The sequence below is a fragment of the Mesorhizobium sp. M1217 genome, from assembly GCF_040318275.1.
Classification (GTDB): domain Bacteria; phylum Pseudomonadota; class Alphaproteobacteria; order Rhizobiales; family Rhizobiaceae; genus Mesorhizobium.
Genome location: NZ_JAMYMA010000019.1, coordinates 34,251 through 56,457, shown reverse-complemented (window position 1 = coordinate 56,457; position 22,207 = coordinate 34,251). Strand labels below are relative to the sequence as shown.

At 62.5% G+C, this 22,207-nt stretch carries 23 protein-coding genes and 2 tRNA genes; 12 read left to right on the top strand and 13 right to left on the bottom strand.

Annotation, left to right across the window (positions count from 1 at the left end):
- The first annotated feature begins 1 nt into the window (after nucleotide 1).
- The gene (locus tag NKH37_RS26785; RefSeq protein WP_353005248.1) at nucleotides 2-247 is read left to right on the top strand and encodes a zinc-finger domain-containing protein; all 246 of its coding nucleotides are present in this window, start codon (nucleotides 2-4) and stop codon (nucleotides 245-247) included.
- 19 nt (nucleotides 248-266) lie between these two features.
- Nucleotides 267-1,475: an FAD-dependent monooxygenase gene (locus NKH37_RS26780; protein WP_353041822.1), complete on the top strand. Its 1,209-nt coding sequence runs from the start codon at nucleotides 267-269 to the stop codon at nucleotides 1,473-1,475.
- Nucleotides 1,476-1,669: 194 nt separating this feature from the next.
- Here NKH37_RS26780 and NKH37_RS26775 read toward each other — a convergent pair whose 3' ends face one another.
- A complete protein-coding gene (locus tag NKH37_RS26775) occupies nucleotides 1,670-2,341 on the bottom strand; it encodes a TIGR02117 family protein (RefSeq protein WP_353005247.1) in 672 nt (223 codons plus the stop codon).
- A 106-nt stretch (nucleotides 2,342-2,447) separates the two neighbouring features.
- On the opposite strand from NKH37_RS26775, the gene NKH37_RS26770 reads away from it, so the two are divergent.
- From NKH37_RS26770 to NKH37_RS26760, 3 genes are read left to right on the top strand one after another with little or no spacing between them, the layout of a single operon-like run.
- Nucleotides 2,448-2,711 carry a metal-sensing transcriptional repressor gene (locus NKH37_RS26770; RefSeq protein WP_023719742.1) on the top strand — a complete coding sequence of 88 codons (264 nt, stop codon included), beginning with the start codon at nucleotides 2,448-2,450 and terminating at the stop codon, nucleotides 2,709-2,711.
- Complete coding sequence (locus tag NKH37_RS26765) at nucleotides 2,708-3,736, top strand: cation diffusion facilitator family transporter (protein WP_502895887.1); 1,029 nt, start codon at nucleotides 2,708-2,710, stop codon at nucleotides 3,734-3,736. The genes NKH37_RS26770 and NKH37_RS26765 overlap by 4 nt, the downstream gene beginning before the upstream one ends.
- Nucleotides 3,737-3,766: 30 nt before the next feature.
- A complete protein-coding gene (locus NKH37_RS26760; protein ID WP_023719744.1) occupies nucleotides 3,767-4,480 on the top strand; it encodes a HoxN/HupN/NixA family nickel/cobalt transporter in 714 nt (237 codons plus the stop codon).
- A gap of 74 nt (nucleotides 4,481-4,554) precedes the next feature.
- On the opposite strand, the gene NKH37_RS26755 is transcribed toward NKH37_RS26760, so the two are convergent.
- The 5 genes from NKH37_RS26755 to NKH37_RS26735 all read right to left on the bottom strand — a co-directional run bounded on the left by NKH37_RS26755 (nucleotide 4,555) and on the right by NKH37_RS26735 (nucleotide 11,016).
- Nucleotides 4,555-6,480 carry a multicopper oxidase domain-containing protein gene (locus NKH37_RS26755; protein WP_353005245.1) on the bottom strand — a complete coding sequence of 642 codons (1,926 nt, stop codon included), beginning with the start codon at nucleotides 6,478-6,480 and terminating at the stop codon, nucleotides 4,555-4,557.
- 257 nt (nucleotides 6,481-6,737) lie between these two features.
- On the bottom strand, nucleotides 6,738-7,487 hold the full coding sequence (locus NKH37_RS26750; protein ID WP_031194215.1) for an amino acid ABC transporter ATP-binding protein: 750 nt from the start codon (nucleotides 7,485-7,487) through the stop codon (nucleotides 6,738-6,740).
- Between the two features lie 70 nt (nucleotides 7,488-7,557).
- Nucleotides 7,558-8,715 carry an amino acid ABC transporter permease gene (locus NKH37_RS26745; protein WP_352856481.1) on the bottom strand — a complete coding sequence of 386 codons (1,158 nt, stop codon included), beginning with the start codon at nucleotides 8,713-8,715 and terminating at the stop codon, nucleotides 7,558-7,560.
- A gap of 4 nt (nucleotides 8,716-8,719) precedes the next feature.
- Nucleotides 8,720-9,907 (bottom strand): amino acid ABC transporter permease, encoded by a 1,188-nt coding sequence (locus NKH37_RS26740; protein WP_352856483.1) that lies wholly within the window; start codon nucleotides 9,905-9,907, stop codon nucleotides 8,720-8,722.
- An 80-nt stretch (nucleotides 9,908-9,987) separates the two neighbouring features.
- Nucleotides 9,988-11,016, bottom strand: coding sequence for an amino acid ABC transporter substrate-binding protein (locus NKH37_RS26735; protein WP_023719749.1), 1,029 nt, complete (start codon nucleotides 11,014-11,016; stop codon nucleotides 9,988-9,990).
- Nucleotides 11,017-11,452: 436 nt separating this feature from the next.
- Between NKH37_RS26735 and NKH37_RS26730 the strand changes: the two genes are divergently transcribed.
- The 4 genes from NKH37_RS26730 to NKH37_RS26715 all read left to right on the top strand — a co-directional run bounded on the left by NKH37_RS26730 (nucleotide 11,453) and on the right by NKH37_RS26715 (nucleotide 14,501).
- The gene (locus tag NKH37_RS26730) at nucleotides 11,453-12,622 is read left to right on the top strand and encodes a cystathionine beta-lyase (RefSeq protein ID WP_352481770.1); all 1,170 of its coding nucleotides are present in this window, start codon (nucleotides 11,453-11,455) and stop codon (nucleotides 12,620-12,622) included.
- Nucleotides 12,623-12,874: 252 nt separating this feature from the next.
- Nucleotides 12,875-13,546 carry an RNA polymerase sigma factor gene (locus NKH37_RS26725; RefSeq protein ID WP_352856486.1) on the top strand — a complete coding sequence of 224 codons (672 nt, stop codon included), beginning with the start codon at nucleotides 12,875-12,877 and terminating at the stop codon, nucleotides 13,544-13,546.
- A gap of 104 nt (nucleotides 13,547-13,650) precedes the next feature.
- Nucleotides 13,651-14,175 (top strand): DUF4142 domain-containing protein, encoded by a 525-nt coding sequence (locus tag NKH37_RS26720; protein WP_023719753.1) that lies wholly within the window; start codon nucleotides 13,651-13,653, stop codon nucleotides 14,173-14,175.
- A gap of 11 nt (nucleotides 14,176-14,186) precedes the next feature.
- Complete coding sequence (locus NKH37_RS26715) at nucleotides 14,187-14,501, top strand: cupredoxin domain-containing protein (protein ID WP_352481771.1); 315 nt, start codon at nucleotides 14,187-14,189, stop codon at nucleotides 14,499-14,501.
- Nucleotides 14,502-14,609: 108 nt separating this feature from the next.
- On the opposite strand, the gene NKH37_RS26710 is transcribed toward NKH37_RS26715, so the two are convergent.
- The 3 genes from NKH37_RS26710 to NKH37_RS26700 form a co-directional block, all read right to left on the bottom strand.
- Nucleotides 14,610-15,830, bottom strand: a complete 1,221-nt coding sequence (locus tag NKH37_RS26710) for an anion transporter (protein WP_352495570.1) — start codon at nucleotides 15,828-15,830, stop codon at nucleotides 14,610-14,612.
- 60 nt (nucleotides 15,831-15,890) lie between these two features.
- Nucleotides 15,891-15,967 (bottom strand) — tRNA-Arg (locus tag NKH37_RS26705).
- 54 nt (nucleotides 15,968-16,021) lie between these two features.
- Nucleotides 16,022-16,327 (bottom strand): ETC complex I subunit, encoded by a 306-nt coding sequence (locus NKH37_RS26700; protein ID WP_352856488.1) that lies wholly within the window; start codon nucleotides 16,325-16,327, stop codon nucleotides 16,022-16,024.
- Nucleotides 16,328-16,486: 159 nt separating this feature from the next.
- Between NKH37_RS26700 and NKH37_RS26695 the strand changes: the two genes are divergently transcribed.
- Nucleotides 16,487-16,563, top strand: a tRNA-Pro gene (locus NKH37_RS26695).
- 124 nt (nucleotides 16,564-16,687) lie between these two features.
- Here the strand turns inward: NKH37_RS26695 and NKH37_RS26690 are convergent.
- Nucleotides 16,688-17,515: an alpha/beta fold hydrolase gene (locus NKH37_RS26690; protein WP_353005244.1), complete on the bottom strand. Its 828-nt coding sequence runs from the start codon at nucleotides 17,513-17,515 to the stop codon at nucleotides 16,688-16,690.
- Between the two features lie 131 nt (nucleotides 17,516-17,646).
- Here NKH37_RS26690 and NKH37_RS26685 point away from each other — a divergent pair, with 131 nt between their 5' ends.
- Nucleotides 17,647-18,621 (top strand): GlxA family transcriptional regulator, encoded by a 975-nt coding sequence (locus NKH37_RS26685; protein ID WP_352895338.1) that lies wholly within the window; start codon nucleotides 17,647-17,649, stop codon nucleotides 18,619-18,621.
- Between the two features lie 233 nt (nucleotides 18,622-18,854).
- On the opposite strand, the gene hdaA is transcribed toward NKH37_RS26685, so the two are convergent.
- The 3 genes from hdaA to NKH37_RS26670 are packed head-to-tail and all read right to left on the bottom strand — an operon-like array spanning nucleotide 18,855 to nucleotide 21,335.
- On the bottom strand, nucleotides 18,855-19,559 hold the full coding sequence (gene hdaA / locus NKH37_RS26680; RefSeq protein WP_353005265.1) for a DnaA regulatory inactivator HdaA: 705 nt from the start codon (nucleotides 19,557-19,559) through the stop codon (nucleotides 18,855-18,857).
- Nucleotides 19,560-19,564: 5 nt separating this feature from the next.
- Nucleotides 19,565-20,806: an AI-2E family transporter gene (locus NKH37_RS26675; protein ID WP_353005243.1), complete on the bottom strand. Its 1,242-nt coding sequence runs from the start codon at nucleotides 20,804-20,806 to the stop codon at nucleotides 19,565-19,567.
- Nucleotides 20,778-21,335 carry a CDP-alcohol phosphatidyltransferase family protein gene (locus NKH37_RS26670; RefSeq protein ID WP_023719760.1) on the bottom strand — a complete coding sequence of 186 codons (558 nt, stop codon included), beginning with the start codon at nucleotides 21,333-21,335 and terminating at the stop codon, nucleotides 20,778-20,780. The genes NKH37_RS26675 and NKH37_RS26670 overlap by 29 nt, the downstream gene beginning before the upstream one ends.
- Nucleotides 21,336-21,476: 141 nt before the next feature.
- On the opposite strand from NKH37_RS26670, the gene NKH37_RS26665 reads away from it, so the two are divergent.
- A complete protein-coding gene (locus NKH37_RS26665; protein ID WP_352481774.1) occupies nucleotides 21,477-22,169 on the top strand; it encodes a hypothetical protein in 693 nt (230 codons plus the stop codon).
- Nucleotides 22,170-22,207 lie beyond the last annotated feature (38 nt).

Genomic DNA, 22,207 nt, shown 5'->3' with positions numbered 1-22,207 from the left:
GATGGCAGGCGGTTCCATTCCCCATTTCCAGAACGATGCGGGCTATCCGGCAATCGACATCGGCGTCAAGGAATTCATGTGCACCGGCGCCAATCCGCCTTTCGACCATCCGCATGTATTTCTCGACATGGGCGACGACAATGAAAAGGTCTGCCCCTACTGCTCGACGCTCTATCGCTATTCGCCGAAGCTGAAGGCATTGGAAACGGTGCCGCTGGGCTGCCTTTATATCGACCAGGCCGCCTGATTCTTCCGCGACAAGCCTGATGCGAGAAACGCAGTCCCGGCATGTGGTCATGGCCGGGGCGGGCGTCGCCGGGCTGACCGCGGCACTGGCCTTCGCCGAGCGCGGCCATCGGATAAAACTGTTCGAACAGGCGCAGCACCTCGAGGCTGCCGGAGCCGGCATCCAGCTGTCGCCCAACGCGACACGTATTCTTCGACAACTCGGCGTACTCGATCGGCTGCTGCCGACGGCGGTGCGGCCGGAGGCGGTCGTGCTCAAGGATGCCGCCACGCTGCGCGAGTTGGCGCGCGTACCGCTTGGCCAGGCCGCCGAAACGCGCTGGGGAGCGCCCTATCTCGTTGCCCACCGCGGCGATCTGCAGTCAGCGCTGATGGCGCGGACAGCCGAGCGACCCGAGTTCGAGCTTGTCACCGGCGCCCGCGTCGGCAGCGTAGCATCCGGACCGAATGGCATCACCGCAACAGTCGAGATTGCCGGCACGACCATCGAAACCGAGGCATCGTTGCTGGTGGGAGCCGACGGCGTCTGGTCGTCGGTGCGAGAAAAGCTGGCCCGCACGGAGGCCGACTTTGTCAGAAGCCGATTCTCGGGCGAGCTTGCCTGGCGAGCCACGGTGGCCGCGGACAGCCTCGCCGGACAGGCCTTCGGCATGATCGGTGCGCCCGATTGCGTTACTGCATTCCTCTATCCCGGCTTCCATATGGTCGCCTATCCGGTCAGCCGTGGCACTGCCTTTAATCTCGCCGCCTTCACCAGGGGTGAGCGAATCGCCGAGGGCTGGTCGGGGCATGCCGACCCCGCCAGCCTCGTCAGTGCCATGCGCGGTACCGCGCCGGCGCTGGTCCGTCTGGCGAGCGAGGCGGCGCCGTGGACGGCATGGCCGATCCACACCGTCGAGCAGCGGCGGTGGACGACACCGGAAGGCGTCGCACTGATCGGCGATGCGGCGCATGCGATGACGCCCTTTGCCGCACAGGGCGCGGCGATGGCGATCGAGGACGCGGCGACGCTTGCCGGCTTCGTTGCCACCTCGCCTGCCGATCTCAGCGGCGCGCTTGCCGCTTGGGAACAGGCGCGGCGGCCGCGCGTCGCCCAGGTCGCCCGCCGCGGCGCGGTCAACCGCCTCGCCTGGCACGCGGCCGGGCCGGTGGCGATGGCCCGCAACCTGTTCCTGGCGATGCGCTCACCCGAAAAGCTCGCCGCCGATCTTGATTGGCTTTATGGCTAGCGGGCGCGCGAGTCTGGGGATCGGCGATAAAAAGCTCGATAGGCCGGCGGGACAGCGCCCCCCTCTGTCCTGCCGGACATCTCCCCCACAAGGAGGGAGATTGGCAGTTTCGGCGCCTTGCTAGGTCCTGCAACGTTAGAGATTGGCGAAAGGAGGGCTCGAAGGATCGCGGCGTTGATCAGCCGGAACCCTCTTCAATTGTAAAGCCGCATCGACAGGCCGAGCGAGGCTGGCAGCGGGTTCCACCAGCCGGTGCGCAGGCCGGCGGTGCGCAGTGCCGCCGCCGCCCAGGTGTTGCAGCCGACCAGCGCGTTGAAATGGCCATTGGCTTCGAAGAAACTATCGAAACGGGAATAGGCCGCATTCTCGATCGGCATGGCCCCGTTCGGTCCCTGCTGAAAGCTCGCTGCAATGAAATCGAGCAGCGCCGCAAAGCGTTCCTCACTTACGTCGAAGCCGGCGACGTCGGGATGCGGCTCGGCGATTTCGCCTGAAATGTCGACATGCATCACCGAAGCATCGACGGTCAGCGCCTTCATCACCGGCACTGCCTTCAGTTCCGACCAGGTCGGCGTCTCGAGATAGAAGGCGCGGCCTCCCCAGCCGAAGACGATGTAGCGGACCTCCGCCATGTCGGCCGGAATGCCGGCATCGACCAGGAAGTGGAAGCGCCGGCGCACATCGTCGTCGACCGGGATGGCGATGTCGGCGTGGATCGGGTTTTTCAGCACCAAGATGCGGTGGCTTGCGCCGATCGGATCGGCAGCGGCCGCCGGCCAGAGCGGGCGCGGCAGCAGCGTGCCCAGCGCCACCGCAAGGACTGCTGTAACGACCAGCAGGCCAAGAAAACGGGCAAGCTTCTTCATGGGGAAGGCATAGACCAAGCAATGTTCAAGGTGAAGCCTCTCCGGAAATTGCACAGCTGACTTAGAGCTTGACCCGTATCCTCCCCGGGGAGGATATGCTGGAGGCATGTCAGATCACCTCCACGCCTCACATCCTTCCATCATAAAGCGCCTGAAGCGCGCGCAAGGCCACCTTGCGGCGGTGCTGGCCATGATCGAGGCGCATCGCCCTTGCGTTGATCTGGCGCAGCAGCTTCATGCCGTCGAAAGGGCCATCAGCAGCGCCAAGCGCGAGCTGATCAACGATCACATCGAGCATTGCCTCACGGACAGCGTGGAAACCGGCGGCAACTCGCTGGCGGAACTCAAGCAGCTGGCGAAGTATCTATGAATGCCATCGTAGCCCGCATTCTGGACTGGCTCGGGTTCGGCTCGCACGCCGCACATCATCACGGCGATCACGGTTCGCACGGTCACACCCACGGCGTCATCGATGCGACAATTGCTACCACCGACCGGGGCATCTGGGCAATCAAATGGTCGTTCGTAATCCTGGCCATCACCGCGGCGTTGCAGATGGTCGTGGTTGTGCTGTCGGGGAGCGTGGCATTGCTGGCCGACACGATCCATAACATCGGCGATGCGACAACGGCGATCCCGCTATGGATTGCGTTCGTGCTGGCGCGGCGCAAGCCGTCGCGGACCTTTACCTATGGCTTGGGCCGGGTCGAGGATCTGGCCGGCATCATCATCGTGCTCATCATCCTGTTCAGCGCTGTTGTCGCCGCCTACCAAGCCATCGACAGGCTGATCAATCCACAAGTAGTGACACACCTCGGCTGGCTGACGGCGGCGGGCATTGTCGGCTTCCTCGGCAACGAGGCGGTTGCCGTGTTCCGTATCCGCGTCGGCCGCGAAATCAACAGCGCGGCACTCATTGCCGACGGCTACCACGCCCGCACCGACGGACTTACCAGCCTTGCCGTGGTCATCGGAGCCATCGGCGTCTGGCTCGGCTTTTCCTTGGCCGACCCGATCGTCGGCCTGCTGATCACGATTGCGATCTTCGGTATCGTGTGGCAATCGGCCCGTTCGGTGCTGACCCGCATGCTGGACGGAATCGAACCCGGTGTGATGGATGAAATCCGACATGCCGCCGAGCATGTTGCGGGCGCGCATATTGTCGATGCTAAGGCGCGCTGGGTCGGTCATAGATTGCACGCCGACATCGCAATTGCCGCGGACGAAACCTTACCGCTGTCGGCGGCGAACAAGATCGCGGCAGCGCTGAAAGACGAACTGTCCCAGCATATGCCAGCCCTGGCTGAGGCGAATGTCCGGTTTTCAACGGAACGTGGAGAGAACGACCATCCGCACCCTCACGAGCACACGCATGACCACGGCCACATGCACTGACGCTCGCCGATTTTCTGCTAGTCTCGTCCGATGTTCCAGACGCTCGTCGAATTTCAGCGCACGATCTATCTGACGCTCGGCGAGCAGATCAAGCTGCTTGCGGCCGGAGGCAATTGGCTGGCATTCATGGCCTTCCTGCCGATGGGCGTCGTGTTCGGGGCTGCCCATGCGCTGACGCCGGGTCATAGCAAGGCGGTCCTGGCGACCTATCTTGCCGGTTCGGATGCGAAGGTCTCGCGCGGCCTGCTCGTGTCTATCACGCTATCGTTCACGCATGTGACGATTGCCGTTCTGATTGCGGCTCTCTCGCTGCCACTGGTCTCCATAGCATTGGGCAGCGTTGGCCGCGCTCCGCTCCTGGAGCATATCAGTCGTGGGCTGCTCGGCCTCATTGGCGTCTGGATGCTCTGGCGCGCTTTGAGCCACAGCCATCACCACAGGCACGAAGGCGAGGCTGTCGGCGTGATGGCAGGCCTGATCCCCTGCCCGCTGACGCTTTTCGCGATGACTTTCGCGATCTCCAGGGGTGTTCCGGCAGCGGGCGTCCTGTTTGCCATCACCATGATGGTCGGCGTGGCGCTGACGCTGTCCTGCGTCGCGGTATTGTCGATCGTGTTTCGGGAACGGCTTGTACAGTTTTTCGCGCGCCAGCCACGGCTGTTCGAAACCATTTCCCGGGCCATCGAGGGCGCTGCCGGTCTCGCCCTTGCCGGCGTCGCTGTCTGGCAGATCACATCAGCTTAAGAGAAAACATGGTTTCAGCCACTGCATGGCGTCCGGGCCGGTGCAGCAGTTGGAACGAGCCAAGCCGACGCCGGTCATGTCACATCGATCACGACCATCAGCCCGCCGCCGCCCTTCTCCTCGACATTGTTGTTCGTGGTGTGATGCGGGATGTGGCAATGGATCAGCCATTTGCCCGGACGCTGTGCCTTCCAGATCACGTCATAGCGCTGACCTGGCCCGACGTTGACTGTATCGGCAAGGAAACGACCCGAGGCAGGGATCGTCTCGCCGTCGCGGGCAACGACCTCGAACGGTCCGCCATGGATGTGCATCGGATGGATGAAGCCGTTGTTGGTGCCGATGAACCGCACCTTGAGCGTCTCGCCGACCTTCATCGGAATCGTCTCGGTCGAGGGATAGGCCTTGCCGTTGATGGTGAAGAAATTCGGCATGCCGCCGTCCATCGGCATCGACGGGTAGGTCAGCCCTTCCCGCACCAGCCATTCCTGAAGCTCGATGACGTAATCATGGTCGGCCGCGACCTCATCGGCGGGATTGGCGGGATCGATGATCAGCGCACCGTAGAGGCCGAGCGCCTGGGTCCGGTCCGGCTTGGCATGGGGGTGATAGAAATAGGTTCCGTGCTGGGTTGCGGTGAATTCGTATGAATAGGATTGCCCGGGCTCGATCGGCGCCTGCGTGATCTCGGCCGGCCCATCCATCTGGTTCGGCAGGATCAGGCCATGCCAATGCACCGTCGTTTCCTCAGGCAGGCCGTTGACGACGTTGATCCTGACCCGATCGCCCTGGCGAATGTGAATTCGCGGACCGGGAATCTGGCCATTATAGGCATAGGCGTCGACCGCAACGTCCGGCAGGATCTGCCAGCGGACCACCGAAGGCCTGAGCTCGAACACCTTGATGCCGTTCTCCATTCGAAACGGCAGGTCCTGGTCACCCCTTATCGTCAGACCATAAGAGGCGGCCACGAGGCGCGGATCGGTGGCGGCCATGTCGCGCATTGCGTCGGCGGGCGTGTCGCGATCCATGATCATGCCTTGCGGCATGATCACCCCGCCGACATCGCGCGCCGACAAGGTTAGGTTCAGCCAGTTCGCCGGCGCGATCATGCCGATGGCGAGGGCCAGCAGGGAGACCATGCTGAGGGCGGCGACCTGCGGGGTCGTGGCGTCCGTCTCCATGTGATGACCGGCGCCGCCTTTGCCTTTGTGGGGAGCCATATCGTGGCCTCGCCCGTGATGGCCGTGGCCACTGGCGTCGGCCTGCTGCATTTGCATCTGCGCGTGCTGCCCGTGGCCGGCCTGCTCCCGACCGTTCGTGCCGGCCGCCTGTTGGCGCTGTGTCATCAGCCCATGTTTCAAGCCGCGGGCGACCAGCCAGACATTGGCGGGGTAGGCAAGCGCAAAGCCGGCGATGACGCCGATCGACATCACGCCCCAGAACAAAAGCTCCGTCGGTTCCATCGCGCGCATGTCGCGGCCCATCATCAGAAAACTCATGACCGGCGCCATGCCGGCCATCATGAAGTTCATGGAGATGAATTCGGGCAGGAAGCTCTTGCGCACATTCTCCCAATAGGTGCCGCCCATCATCGATTTCATGAACAGCGACTGGAAGATGAACAGGCCGAAGGCAAAGCCGGCGAGATATTCGACGATCAGGTCGATCCACATCGGCAGGCCGAGCGCCGCCGTGACGGCGGCGGCAAGAATGATGCCGGTGGCATCGCCGGCGACGCAGTGGATGGTGGAGCCGACGCCCTGCTTCCAGAGCGGCCGGGTAAAGAGTTCATGCTCGCCCGGCCGGGGCTCCTTGTCGGCTAGCACGTAGAGCAGCAAGCCGAGCGGCCCCATATAGAGGGTAACCAGGATGAAGCCCCATTTCATCACCACCGGCTCGGGATTGTTGCGGTATTGGTCGAAGCCGACATAAAGCGTCGAAGCCAGCGCCAGCGCGAACCAGACGACGAGAAAATAATCGATCGGTTGGATGAGCATCAGGATGAGCCCTTGACCTGCCGCCGCACGCGCCCACTCGGCTTGTTATACAACTCCTAGTGGCAATGAACGCAGCCGGCGCGCTTATGATCCGTGCCGGCCTTAGTTACCAGGTTGCAAGGTGACCACTCGAGCGGCCTGAAGCACGCTTGCTATCTTCTCGCGCCGCGCACGGTCAGCGCTCGTCGAATACGCGTAAGGCCCTGAGCAAGGCAGCGAGCCCGGTCCGCCGCTCTTGTCCGAACCGGCGTACAGGATCAGTGCAGGATCTGCGACAGGAACAGTTTCGTGCGTTCGTGGCGCGGGTGGTCGAAGAATTCGGCCGGCGTGTTCTGCTCGACGATCTGGCCTTGGTCCATGAAGATCACCCGGTTGGCGACTTTGCGCGCAAAGCCCATTTCATGGGTGACGCAGAGCATGGTCATGCCTTCCTCGGCCAGCCCGACCATCGTCTCCAGCACTTCCTTGATCATTTCCGGGTCGAGCGCCGAGGTCGGCTCGTCGAACAGCATGATGCGCGGGTTCATGCACAGCGAGCGGGCGATCGCCACGCGCTGTTGCTGGCCGCCGGAAAGCTGGCCGGGATATTTGTTGGCCTGTTCCGGAATCTTGACGCGCGTGAGGAAATGCATGGCGATTTCCTCGGCCTGCTTCCGCGGCATCTTGCGCACCCAGATCGGCGCCAGCGTGCAGTTCTCGAGAATGGTCAGATGCGGAAACAGGTTGAAGTGCTGGAACACCATGCCGACCTCGCGGCGGACCTCGTCGATCTTCTTCAGATCGTTGGTCAGTTCCTTGCCGTCGACGATGATCTTGCCCTTCTGGTGTTCCTCCAGCCGGTTGATGCAGCGGATCATCGTCGATTTGCCGGAGCCCGACGGGCCGCAGATGACGATGCGCTCGCCGCGCATCACCTTCAGATTGATGTCCTTCAGCACATGGAATTCGCCGTACCATTTGTGCATGGCAATGATGTCGATGGCGACATCGGTGGTGGAAATGTGCATCTTGGCGGCATTGACCTTGATCTCTTCCGCGCTGACGGCGTTTTCTATGGCCATGACAAGGTCCCCTTTTTTAGCGTTTGTGGCCGGTGTCGAGACGGCGTTCCGTGTACATTGAATAGCGCGACATGCCGAAGCAGAACAGCCAGAAGATGAAGGCCGCGAACACCAGGCCGGACCTGGCCGTCTGCGGCGTTGCCCAGCTGGCGTCGGAGAAGTTCTGCTTGACGATGCCGAGGAGGTCGAACATCGAGATGACGATGACCAGGCTGGTGTCCTTGAACATGCCGATGAAGGTGTTGACGATGCCGGGAATGACCAGCTTCAGCGCCTGCGGCATGACGACCAGACCCATCTTCTGCCAGTAGCTGAGGCCGAGCGAATCGGCGCCCTCATACTGGCCTTTGGGGATCGCCTGCAGGCCGCCGCGCACCACTTCGGCCATGTAGGCGGCGGCAAATAGCGACACGCCGATCAGCGCGCGCAGGAACTTGTCGAAGCTGACGCCGGCCGGCAGGAACAGCGGCAGCATCACGCTGGCAAAGAACAGCACCGTAATCAGCGGGATGCCTCGTACCGTCTCGATGAAGATCACGCACAGCAGCTTGACGATCGGCATGTTCGAGCGCCGGCCGAGCGCCAGAACGATGCCGACCGGCAGCGACACAGCTATGCCGACGAAGGACAGGCTGAGTGTCACCAGCAGTCCACCCCAGAGTGGGGTTTCGACATAGGGCAGGCCGAACATGCCGCCGAGCAGCAGAACGAAGGCGACGACCGGCAGTGCAAAAAAGAGAAGAATGGCATTCAGCCCCTTGCGCGGTACGCGCGGAATGAGCAGCGGCACCAGCAGCGCCACGAACAGGATGGCCACCAGGATCGGGCGCCAACGCTCTTCCAGGGGATAGCGGCCGAACATGAACTGGCCGAACTTGGCGTTGACGAAGGCCCAGCAGGCGCCGGTCCAGCCGTCCGGCTGGATGCCGCCCTGCGCCACGGTGGCGCAGACCGTGCGGTCCGGTCCCGTCCACTGGGCGTTGATGAAAGCCCAATTGACGATCTGCGGCAGGATCATGGCAACCAGCACGATGCCGATGATGGTCAGGATGGCGTCGCCGGTCGACGCGATCAGATTCTTGCGGACCCAGGCGCCGAGGCCGCGCTCGCTCGACGGCGCCGGCTGCGCCAGCGCCATCTCCGTCCGCACCCAGGACATATCGTGCTCTTGCATGGCCTTATCTCTCCACCAGCGCCATCCTGGCGTTCACGACGTTCATAACCGCCGACGTGATCAGGCTGAGCGCCAGGTACACCGCCATCATGATCACCACGCCTTCGACTGCCTGCCCGGTCTGGTTCAAGACCGTGCCGGCCGTCGCCGTCAGGTCCGGATAGCCGATGGCGATAGCGAGCGAGGAATTCTTGGTCAGGTTGAGATACTGGCTGGTCAGCGGCGGAATAACGATGCGCATCGCCTGCGGCACGACGACAAGCCTGAGGATCGATGCCGAGCGCAGCCCGAGTGCAGCGGCCGCCTCGGTCTGGCCTGCGCTGACGCCCCTGATGCCGGCGCGCACGATCTCGGCGATAAAGGCGGCCGTATAGCAGGACAACGCCAGATAGAGTGACAGGAACTCGGGCCTGACCTGAAAGCCACCGACGAGATTGAAGGTTGACTGCTTTGGAAATTCAAAGCTCAGCGGAAAGCCGCTCAGCGCGTAGGCCAGCAGCGGCAGGCCGACGATCAACGCTATGGATGTCCAGAACACCGGGAATGGCTGCCCCGTCGCCATCTGCCGCTGTCGCGCCTTGCGGGCGACGAACCAGGCCATGGCGATGCCGAGGAGCAGTGCGACCAGGATGAGCCAGGATCCCTCGCCCCACATAGCGCGGGGAAAATAGAAGCCGCGCTGGTTGAGAAAGGAGCCGAACGGCAAATTGATGCTGTCGCGCGGCGGCGGCAGCACGGCGAGCACGCCGGAATACCAGAAGAAGATGACCAGCAGCGGTGGGATGTTGCGGAACACCTCGACATAAACGGTGCAGATCTTCCTGATCAGCCAGTTATGCGACAGCCGGCCGATGCCGACGATGAAACCGATGATGGTAGCGGTGATGATGCCGACGACAGCAACGATCACGGTGTTGATAAAGCCAACCAGGATGGCACGGAAATAGGTCGAATCCGATGAATAAGCGATGGCGCTTTCGCTGATGTCGAAGCCGGCGCGGCCCTTGAGAAAGCCGAAGCCGGAAGCGATGTGCAGCCGCGTCAAATTGGCGATGACGTTGTGGGTAACCCACCAGACACCCGCTACCAGCAGGACAAGGACCAGTGCTTGAAAGAATATGCCGCGGACGCGAGGATCATTGATGAAGGAACCGCGGCTTGGCTCCTCGCGAAGAATTTCCTGCGATGCCATTAAACCACCACCCTTCTGGCGACCATCCCCTGGAAAGAGAAACCGGAAGGCAGGAAGCTGCCTTCCGGATCACATTTCGATCAGCGGATCGGCGGAGCGTATTGCAGGCCGCCCTTGGTCCACAACGCGTTGATGCCGCGCGCGATCTTCAGCGGGCTGCCCGAACCGACATTGCGTTCGAACATTTCGCCGTAGTTGCCAACTGCCTTGACGATGTTGACGACCCAGTCGTTGGAGACGCCGAGATCGGTGCCGATCTTGGTGTCGGCTTCCTGGCCGAGCACGCGCTTGATCTCAGGATTGTCCGAGTTCTTCATCTCGTCGACATTGGCCTGGGTGATGCCCAGTTCCTCGGCCTGCAACAGCGCAAAGTAGGTCCACTTGACGATGTGGTACCACTGGTCGTCACCCTGGCGCACGGCCGGGCCGAGCGGTTCCTTGGAGATGATCTCGGGCAGCACGACATGGTCGGCCGGCGCGCTGAGCGTCAGGCGGATGCCGTAGAGACCCGACTGGTCGGTGGTGTAGACGTCGCAGCGGCCGGCGTCATAGGCGGCGTTGACCTCATCCAGCTTTTCGAAGACGACGGGGTTGTATTCCATCTTGTTCGCCTTGAAGTAGTCGGCGAGATTGAGCTCGGTCGTGGTGCCGCTCTGCACGCAGACCGCCGCGCCCGAAAGCTGCAGCGCCGAATTGACGCCCGGCAGTTTCTTGGCGTTGATCATGAAGCCCTGACCGTCATAATAGGTGACGCCGACGAAGTTCAGGCCAAGTGCCGTATCGCGGTTGATGGTCCAGGTGGTGTTGCGCGACAGGATGTCGACCTCGCCCGACTGCAGCGCGGTGAACCGCTCCTTGGCGCTGAGCGGCGTGAATTTGACTTTGGTGCCATCGCCGAAGACGGCGGCCGCCACGGCGCGGCAGAAATCCACATCGATGCCTTTCCATTCACCCTTGTCGTCCGGCGCCGCGAAGCCAGCAAGACCTGTGTTGGTGCCGCACTGGATGAAGCCTTTCGCCTTGACGTCGTCGAGCGTGCTCGCGGATGCGGCCGAAGCCGCGAATCCAAACGCGGCGGCGCCCAAAACGCCGATTGCAATGTGTTTCATGACCCACAGACCCTTTTCTGTTTTTTCCAGGCGAACCTGACTTTTTCCCGTGTGAACGCAGCTTCGTATCCCGGCCCATTACCGGAATCCCGCATCGTAACCGACGCGCTGTCTCCCATTCACGAACAACATCGAAGGCGATTATTCCTGTGAGGTCAAGGGAAATGACCAAATCCGAAAGACTTTGAAAACCAACTGGCTGAAATGCCTGAATCGCAGACAAACGCGCCCGCAAATCGGTCAACGCGCCGATAAAGCCGGCAAAATCCGATCGCGCCTTCCCGACCGCGACTTCCCGACCGCGCCGGGCGCCCTGCGGATCGACGGCGCATTGCTGAATTGGCATATTCAAGACCTTTGCCTGGCGAGTGCGGTGCGGTTGCGCGGCCAATGCCGCCGCACTATGGCTAACGACCTACTCACGGGACGAAATGCAATGGCAAAAGACGGCAGCGAGATGGGCATCAACACGCGGCTCGCCCATTCCGGCAACAACCCGCATGACTATTTCGGCTTCGTCAACCCGCCGGTGGTGCATGCCTCGACCGTGCTTTATCCCAACGCGGCGGCGATGGCTTCACGCAGCCAGAAATACACCTACGGAACGCGGGGCACGCCGACCACCGATGCGCTGAACAGCGCGATCGATGCGCTGGAAGGCTCTGCGGGCACGGTCGCGGTTCCATCGGGCCTGGCGGCGGTGACGCTGCCGCTGCTCGCCTTCCTGTCGGCCGGCGATCATCTGCTGATCGTCGATTCCGTCTATCACCCGACCCGCAATTTCGCCGACACGATGCTGAAGCGGCTGGGCATCGAGGTCGAGTATTACGAACCGCGCATCGGCGCCGGCATCGCGGCGCTGATCAAGCCCAACACCAGGGTGGTGTTCACCGAATCGCCGGCCTCCAACACTTTCGAGGTGCAGGACATACCGGCCATCGCCAAGGCAGCGCATGCCGCCGGCGCCATCGTCATGATGGACAACACATGGGCGACGCCGCTCTACTTCCGCCCGCTCGACCATGGCGTCGACATCTCGATCCATGCGGCGACGAAATACCCGGCCGGCCATTCCGACGTGCTGCTCGGCACGGTCTCGGCCAACGCAGCCTGCTGGAAGCAGCTTTGCGAGACGTTCAACACGATGGGATGCTGCGCCGGGCCGGATGACGTCTACCAGGTGCTGCGCGGCCTGCGCACAATGGGCGTGCGGCTGGAGCACCATCAAAAGAGCGCGCTTGCCCTCGCCGGCTGGCTGGAGGGCCAGCCGGGCGTGGCGCAGGTGCTGCATCCGGGGCTGCCCAGCCATCCCGACCACGTTTTGTGGAAGCGCGATTTTTGCGGATCGAGCGGCATCTTCTCTATCGTCCTTGCAGGCGGCGGACAGAAGCAGCAGCACGCCTTCCTCGACGCGTTGAAGTTTTTCGGCCTCGGCTATTCCTGGGGCGGCTATGAGAGCCTTGCCGTGCCGGTATTCCTGGGCGACCGTACCGTCGCCAAGGGCCCGTATGACGGACCGCTGGTGCGCCTGCAGATCGGGCTCGAGGATGTCGAGGATTTGAAGGCCGACCTGGCGCGCGGGCTGGCGGCGGCCGCAGAGGCCTGAGCCAGCACCTTGCCAGACTGAGTCAGGAATCGGCGTAACAGCCTGGATACACTGCGATCCTGAGCGGTGTCATGGCGACCGATCAGCCGATGAAGCGGCGTCTACAAAATAGAGACGCCGGCGTGGCGGAAGCGATAGAATAGCTTCTGCCGGCGCTTGATGCGGATCGAGGCTGGCCGGCGGATCGGTCGGGAACCTTTTGTCGGCCGATGCATCCAATATCCCGATGAGAAGCCTATCAGGAGATCGCCAATGCCGGCTGTGTTGACGGCAACGTCCGCCGCTTCCGGCGACATGCAGCTTGTCGGCCGCGCGCTGGCACGCGATGGCGATGCATTCCGCACCATCATCAAGACGCACAACCAGAGGCTCTACCGCATCGCCCGCGGCGTTGTGCGCAACGACAGCGAGGCCGAGGACATCGTCCAGGAGGCCTATGTCAGGGCGTTTGCCCACCTCGAGGCCTTTCGTGGCGATGCCTCGCTCGCCACGTGGCTGTCGCGTATCGTCATCAACGAAGCGCTCGGCCGCTTGCGCAAAAGGCGGCGAATGGTGGCGATACCTGAAAATCCGCAAGCCGAAATCATCCGGTTTCCCCTCAACCCGAGCGACGACCCGGAGCGGACGATGGCGCAACGGCAGATCCTTGAGCTTGTCGAACGGGCAACCGACAGTCTTCCCGATGTCTACCGGCTGGTGTTCGTGGCGCGAGTCATCGAGGGGCTGAGCATCGAGGAGACCGGCGAACTGCTTGGCGTGCGACCAGAAACCATCAAGACCCGGCTGCACCGCGCTCGTGCGCTGGTGCGCAAGGCGCTGGACGACCAGATCGGCCCGGTGCTGCTCGACGCGTTTCCGTTCGCGGGCCGGCGCTGTGAACGGCTGACCAATGCCGTGATGCAGCGGCTTGGTCTTTCCGTATAGGTCGCGTCGATTTTCGCGGGAACGTTTTCCGGCGACCTGCATCCAATGGCCATCACTGAAAACGAAGCCCGATGCAGCTCGGCGTCGGGGCGAAGGAGAGCATCATGTTTATTCGATCGACCACGGCACTGGCCGCATTTTTCCTGCTTAGCGCAGCGCCCTTGTCGCAAGCTGCCGACAAGCCGACCGATCCGCAGATCGCACATATCGCCTACACAGCGGGCGTGCTTGACGTCGAGGCGGCCAAGCAGGCGCTGCAGAAATCGAAAAACAAAGAGGTCGTAGATTTCGCCAAGGACATGGTGCGGGATCACGAGGCCGTCAACAAACAGGCTCTCGACCTAGTCAAGAAGCTCAAGGTCACGCCTGAGGACAATCCGACCAGCAAAGCGCTGACCAAGGCGGCGGCCGAGGAACGTGCCAAGCTTGCCAAGCTCAAGGGCGCGGCGTTCGACAAGGCCTATGTCGCCAGCGAGGTGGCCTACCACAAGCAGGTCAATGGCGCGCTCGAAACTCTGCTGATCCCGTCGGCCGGCAATGCCGAGCTGAAGAGCCTGCTGGAAACCGGCCTGAAAATATTCCAGGGCCACGAACAGCACGCCGAACACGTCGCCGGTATGCTGAAGTGAGGATCGGGCCAATGGTGTCGAGGCGGCATCTGTGGGTTGCGCTGGCGCTGACCATCGGCGCCGCACCTGCCAAGGCCGAAACCATTGAGGTGACGATCGACAAGGTTGTGTTTTCGCCCGGAAACATCGAGGCGAAGGTCGGCGACACGATCAAGTGGGTGAACAAGGACGTGTTCGCCCACACGGCAACCGTCAACGGCGGCTGGGAAGTGATGATCCCGCCGAAGCAGGCAGCAAGCCTGATGGTGAAGAAGGCCGAATCGGTCGATTATTTCTGCCGCTTCCATCCCAATATGAAGGGCCATGTGACGGTGACATCGCCCTGACCGGCTAATGCATGCCGCGCAAAAGTGTGCAGCGGTTTTGCGATAACGACATGCATAAAACAAGAGCCTAAAGCGCGTCGCATGAGGCCGGTCGAACGCGACGTGCTTTTAGGCCGCCAGCCATGCCGTCCCGACAAGAAGCGTGACCAGCGTCAATGGCAGGCCAACCTTGAAGAAGGCGATGAAGCCCAGCGGCTTGCCGGAGACCCGCGCGTGCTCGGCAACGATCAGATTGGCGACCGAGCCGAGCAGCGTGAAATTGCCGGCCAGGGTCGAGCTCATGGCGACGACCAGCCAGGCACGCTCTGGATTCTCCAGGCCGGGTATGAACGGCCGCAGCGCCAGCACGGCCGGAACGTTGCTCATGATGTTGGACAGCACTGCGGTGAAGCCGGACAGCCGCCAGACATCATTCAGCCCAAGGTCCTTTGCCGAAGCGACGATGTCGGGCGTCAGCAATGTCTTTTCGGCACCGGCGACGACGATGAACAGCCCGGCGAACATGAACAGCAGCGGCCCGTCGATCTCGCGATAGATGCGCTCAGGCTTGATGGCGCGGGTCAGCAACAGAATCGCACCGCCAATCAGCGCCGCCTTGGCTACGGGAACGCCGGCAAAGAAAGCGACCGCCAAACCGATACAGACGACCACCGCCTTGAGCACCTGCCCCGGCAGCATGCGGCCGCGATAGACTTCGGGGCTGAGCTCGGCCTTGCGCGAAAATTCGGCGCGGTAGACGATGCGGATGATGACGATGACGGCGAAGAGGCCGAACGCCGCGACCGGTGCAAGTGCCGCCGAGAAGGCCGGATAGGAAATCCCCGACAGGGCGCCGATGACCATGTTCTGCGGATTGCCGGTGATGGTGGCGACACTGCCGCAATTCGAGGCCGTGGCGGTGGCGATCAGATAGGGAACCGGGTTGCGGTTGATGACGCGGGTGACATGGACGACGATCGGCGCCATGACCAGGCAGATGGCGTCGTTGACCAGGAATGCCGACAGGACGCCGGTCAACAGCGTCACCATCACCAGCAGCATGAATGGCGCATGCGCATGCTCAATGGCGAACCCGCCGAGCGCGCGAAAAGCGCCGGACACTTTCAGATGCGCCACGACGATCATCATGCCGAGCAAAAGCGTGATGGTGTCGAAGCTGATGGCGCGGTAGGCGTCCTCCATGCTGAGCGCGCCGATGGCGATCATCGCCGCACCGCCGAGCAGCGCGATGCCTGCCCGGTCGAGGCGCAGCCCTGGTATCGTGCCGATGGCGACGCCGGCATAGGTCAGGACCAGGATCAGCAATGCCGCCGCGCCCATCGCTGTCATGTGTTGGAAATCCTGTTCGCGACTGGCGAGTGAACCTGTCCGGAATGGACGCTGAAATATTGGCGATCCCGACAGGATTCGAACCTGTGACCATCGGCTTAGAAGGCCGGTGCTCTATCCAGCTGAGCTACGGGACCGCTGGCCGGCCGCATGACCGGCTGATTGTTGGCGCCGGCAGGGCCGGTATGAGATCAATGCGTCCAGGGCGTCCTGCGGTCATAGCGGAAATTCTCCGCATAGGAAATCTGGCGGCGTTTGATTTCCTTCGGCTCCTCGACGCGGAAAGACAGCCCTTCCTTCTCGGCATAGGCGACCGCCTCTTCCCTGGTGTCGAAGGTCAGCCTGATCTGGCTTCGCATGTCGCCGGACGTGGTGTAGCCCATCAGCGGATCGATCTTCTTGCGCTGCTCCGGATCGAATTCCAGCACCCAATGGCCGGTCTTGGCCTTGCCGGACTGCATCGCGGTTTTGGCTGGGCTGAAAATGCGGGCTGACATGACCACCTCATTGCTGGTTGCAAGCACACGACCTCGAAACCAGATTACTATTCTCTGGCCATGCACTAGCCCGTCATTACTGCGCAATGACGCCGGCAGCAAGGCCGATGGTTTTTGCGCTTGCTTTGGCGGGCCGAAATCAATAGGCAACAGACCGTTCGGAGTGTAGCGCAGCCTGGTAGCGCATCTGGTTTGGGACCAGAGGGTCGGGAGTTCGAATCTCTCCACTCCGACCATTCATCAAGCAAATCTCGTCGGCAGGGCAAGCGGATCACGCTCGAGCGTGTCTCCTGTCGCCGGTCATGCTTAAGCGACGGACGGACAGCACGAGCCTGCGCTGCCCGTCCGATAGGCAAGATGTCAGCCCTGGATGAAGGCCAGCAGATCCGGATTGATGATCTCCGGATGGGTGGTGCACATGCCGTGCGGCAGGCCCTTGTAGATCTTGAGCGTGCCGTGCTTCACCAGCTTGGCCGCAAGCAGCGCGGAATCGGCGATCGGCACGATCTGGTCGTCGTCGCCATGCATGATCAGGACGGGAACCTCGATCTTTTTGAGATCGTCGGTGAAATCGGTCTCCGAGAATGCCTTGATGCAGTCGTAATGGGCCTTGGCTCCGCCCATCATGCCCTGGCGCCACCAATTGTCGACGGCGCCTTGCGAGATCTTGGCGCCGTCGCGGTTGAAGCCATAGAACGGGCCGGCCGGCACATCCCTGTAGAACTGGGCGCGATTAGCGGCCAGAGCCGCGCGAAAGCCGTCGAAGACTTCGATCGGCAAGCCGCCGGGGTTGCTGTCGGTCTTGACCATAATCGGCGGCACGGCGCCGATCAGCACCGCCTTGGCAACACGCCCGCCGCCGGCGTAATGCGCGACGTAACGCGCCACCTCGCCGCCGCCAGTCGAGTGGCCGATGTGGATCGCATCCCTGAGATCGAGATGCGCCGCCAGCGCCGCGACATCGGCAGCGTAGGTATCCATGTCGTTGCCGGTCGCGGTCTGCGACGAGCGGCCGTGGCCGCGGCGGTCATGTGCGATGACGCGGTAGCCCTTTTCGAGGAAGAACAGCATCTGGTTGTCCCAGTCGTCTGAGCTCAGCGGCCAGCCGTGATGGAACACGACCGGCTGGCCCTTGCCCCAATCCTTGTAGAAAATCTCGGTGCCGTCACGGGTGGTGAATGTGCTCATCGTCCTACTCCTTGATGGAAAAGTTGGCGGGTAACAGGGAAGCTTTTAGCCCCCTTCAGCTGGACAAATTATAACAGTGCGGTCAGGGTGAGCATTGGCAAAACGGACATTCAACGTGGCAAAACTGACAAATGACGGCTGCGCGTGATCTGATCGAAATCGGCCTTGTCTTGTATCCCGGCGTGCAGGAAGCAGCCGTGCTCGGCCTGACCGATCTTTTCATGCTGGCAAACCGGCTGGCTGTCGAGCGGTCGCCGGAGGCGGCGACGCTTCGCGTCAGCCATTGGCGGCTGCAGGAGGCGAGCCCAACGGTTATCCGCACCTTCGACAGCGGGTCCGGTGCTGGCCATGGACCTGCCATGGTCATCTTGCCCCCGACCCTAGGTGATCCGATTCCGCGCGAGGCGGCAGCACCCTATGCCGGCTGGCTCAGGGACCGCCACATGGCAGGGGCGACGCTCGGTTCGGTCTGCGCCGGCGCCTTCGTGCTTGCCGAGACCGGCCTGTTGTCCGGCCGTGCGGCGACGACGCACTGGGCCTATCGCGACGCGCTGGCGCTACGCTTTCCAGACATCCTGCTCGACGCCGACAGGCTGGTCATCGACGATGGCGATATCATCACCGCCGGCGGCTACATGGCCTGGACCGACCTTGGCCTCAAGCTGGTGGACAGGGTGCTCGGGTCAGCCGTCATGATGGACACGGCCCGTTTCATGCTGGTCGATCCGCCGGGCCGCGAGCAACGTTTTTACAGCCCGTTTGCGCCGCGACTGACCCATGGCGACGAAGCGATCCTCAAGGTGCAGCACTGGCTGCAGGCGAACGGCGCGCGTGACGTGACGCTTGGCGCCATGGCAGAGCATGCCGGACTGGAGGAGCGGACTTTCCTACGCAGGTTCCGCAACGCCACCGGCCTCAAGCCGACCGAATATTGTCAGCACCTGCGCGTCGGCAAGGCGCGCGAGATGCTGGAAACCACGATACGATCGATCGACCAGATCGCCTGGGAGGTCGGCTATGACGATCCCGGCTCCTTCCGCAAGGTATTCGCCAGGATAACCGGCCTGGTGCCCGGCGATTATCGCCGGCGCTTTGGCGTGGAATGAGCTGTGATTGCGGGTGGAGAGAGCTGAGGCCCGGCCGCCGCGCAATGGCGCTATCGATTCGATGCTGCCAAAGGCAAGCTCGCCGGGAAGAGAACCCCAACCACCCCATCTCCCGGCGAGCCTACTTACCTGATTGATACGCAATCAGGACCGGGATCAGCCGGCAAGCTCCTTGCTGCAAGACGGATGCCAGCTTTTGTTCCCGAAATGGGACAGTGGCTGAACTGGAACCGTCAAATCTCGAACTCGCCCTGCCCTTCGTCCATGGCGCTGACGGTCTCGGCGGCGAGCGCCCGCGTTATCGGCGTCTTGCGCTCGAGCGCGGTGCGGTCGAGCCGTTCGACCACCCGCATGGCGGTGGCCAGCGAGCGCTCGATGCGGCGCACCAGATATTGCACGACATGCGGCTCGACCTCGACCTGGCGGTCGGCGAACAGCTTTGTGATGACGCCGGCCAGCAAGAGATCGTCGGGTTCGTGGATCTCGACGGTAGCCGCCGCCTTGAGCCGCGACGCCAGGTCGGGCAGCCCGACGCCCCAGGCGGAGGGAAAGCGGCGCGCCGTCAACAGCAAGCTCGAGCCGGCGCCGCGCACCGCGTTGATCAGATGGAACAGGCCGTGCTCATCAATCGGGCCGGCATCGACATCGTCGATCAGGGCGGGGCGCGCTCCGAGATTTTCGATGCAGTCGCCGATGCGGCCGGCCTCCACTTTCACGGCGCCAGCGCGGGTCCGCCAGATCGAGGCCAGATGGGTTTTTCCCGAGCCGGCCGGCCCGGCCAGCACGATAACCGGCGACGGCCAGTCCGGCCAGCGGTCGACAAGCGCCGCGGCCTGGCTGTTGGTGGCGGAGACGACGAGCTCGTCGCGCGAATAGCCGGTGCCGTGGCCTAGATCGAGCGGCAATTGGCGCGGCGGATCGATCTTGTTGTCCGGCATCTGGCTCAACCGCGCGCGCCCCCGCGGCGCCGAACCGGCAGCGGCGGCACCGGCTCGTCGGCATGGCCCTTGTAGAGCGGCGATTCCAGATAGCGCGCGATGGCGAAACGCACCAGAACGGCAACGGCGGCGGAAGCCGGTACGGCAATCAGCAGGCCAACGAAGCCGAACAGCGCGCCGAAGGCAAACAGTGCAAACATCAGCCACACCGGATGCAGGCCGACGCTTTTGCCGACTAACCGCGGCTGCAGGATGTTGCCCTCGATGAACTGGCCGACGAAGAACACGCCTGCCACTGCCGCGATCATGGTCCAGTCCGGCCAGAACTGGACGAAGGCAACGCCGACAGCCAGCACCAGCCCGGTCAGCGAGCCGACATAGGGGATGAACGAGATCAGCCCGGCGAACAGGCCGATGAGGATGCCGAAATTCAGGCCCGTCAGCGTCAGGCCGGTGGCATACATGGCGCCGAGCACCAGGCAGAGCGTACCCTGGCCGCGCACGAAGCCGGCGGTCGCGGTGTTGATGTCCCTGGCGATCGCCCGGACCGTCTTGACATAGTCGCGCGGCACCCAGCCGTCGACGATTGCCACCATGCGGTCCCAGTCGAGCAGCATGTAGAAGGCGACGACCGGCGTCACCACGAACAGGCTGACAACCGAGACCAGCGCCACGCCGGAGCTCCAGATCGAGGTGAAGACCGTAGTCAGGAGACCGAAGCCGGAGGTCAGCAGCGAGTTCAGCCCTTCGCGCAGGCCATTGGCGTCGACGCCGAATTTCTCTTCCAGCCATTTCGGGTCGAAACTGGTGATCAGGCTCTGCAGCCGGGTCAGATAGTCCGGCAGCTTGCTGGCGAAATCAGCCATCTGCGAGGCGAGCACCGGAACCAGGATGACGACGGCCAGCACCAGGACGACGATAAAGGCGATGAGGATGACCACCGTCGCCATCAGCCTGGACAGGCCGAGCCGCTCCAGCCGGTCAGCGACAGGGTCGAGGAAATAGGCGAGCACCATGCCGGCGACGAAGGGCAGAAGGATGCCGCTGAAGACATAGAGGAAGACGGCGAGGATGATGGCGCTGACCAGCCAGAAGCGGATCTGGCGGCGAAACGACGCCGATGCCGCAGCTTCCGCTGCCGCGGCTTCGGCCTCGGCGTCGATCGACCGTTCGTCGGGTGCCTGGTGTTCAGGTGCCCCGCGTTCAGGTGCCCCGTGTTCAGGTGCCGGGTGTGGAGCCTTCGCCATAGCCGCTCATATGCCTCAGCCAAGCCACGAGATAGGCCGCGGCCGAAGCCACGGTCAAGACCCCGGACAGCAATATGAGGGCCGGCCTCAGCGGATCGAGACGGATGTCAAAGGCGAGTTCGCCCAACACCACTGCCGCCAGCACGATCTGGATCGCGGTGTTGGCCTTCGACACCAGGAGCGGCTTCATCTCAACCGGATGCGCCATGACGGTGGACAAAAGCACGGCGCAGACGATCAGCGCGTCGCGCGACACCATGGTGATGACCAGCCATAGCGGCAACTCGCCGCTGATGCCCATGACCACGAAGACGGAGACCAGCAGCAGCTTGTCGGCCATCGGGTCGAGATAGGCGCCGAGCCTGGAAAACTGATTGAAATGGCGGGCGATGAAGCCGTCGACGCCGTCGGAAATGCCGGCAATGAGGAAGCCGGCAAAGGCCCAGTCCCAGCGTTCCTGCAGCATGGCCAGCACCACGGCTGGCACCAGCACGAAGCGCATGATCGTGATCATGTTGGGGATGGTCAAACGCATTATCCCGTCGCTCTTGTTTGTCGATACATGATGGAGATGGAGGGTCACGGCAAGTGAGAAGCGACAAAAGTTGGGCCGTGCACGGGTTTGTCGAGAGCGCACTGGCCGCGAAGCTATTTTGGAACAAGCGGCGCAGTGGCTGGACTCTTCGGCAACCATCAAGGCACCATGGCGCAACAAAGAGGGAGTGGAACCTTGTCTTTGGCCGTTGGCGAAGCGCGTAAGTATCTCGATACGTTCATGATGGGACATGGCTTTCGCCGCATCCGGAAAGGCGTCTTCGAAGTCGACCGGAGCGACGATATCAGCCTGATTCTCGAAGAAGCCTTTACTGCAAGCTCTGGCGATGTTCATGTGAACATGCTCGTTTACCTGGACTTTCTTACCGTCAGGCCGTTGCTTGAAAGGCTGTACGGCAAAAAATGGATCTGGCCCGGACTGTCGCAGTTTCATCCCGAAACGATATTTAACAATGAGCTGAAAGCTTATGCTCGTTACTTCGAGAACCTTGACCAGACGAGCATAGATAGGTTGCTGGGGAAATATGTCGAGCTGGCGCGACGGATCAGGGCTCAGAATCCGGACCTCGCCAGTTACGTCGCCGGACATAGCGAGCTGCTCGACAAACCTTACGAATTCACACAGCCCTTCGCAGTTCGGATCCTCGCGCTGATTGCCTGCGAAATCGAACTTGGGCACTACGAGCGGGTGAGGCAGGCTGTGCACTGGATTCGAACGAACAATAGCGGAATAGCGCTGAGCGGCTACGCCAAGGCACAACTCGACCGCGTCGACATGGTTCTGGCGGAACGAGAGGGGCGTCCATAAGGGCGGCAGTGTCCACTCTTTTGTCGAGCCAAGACCGT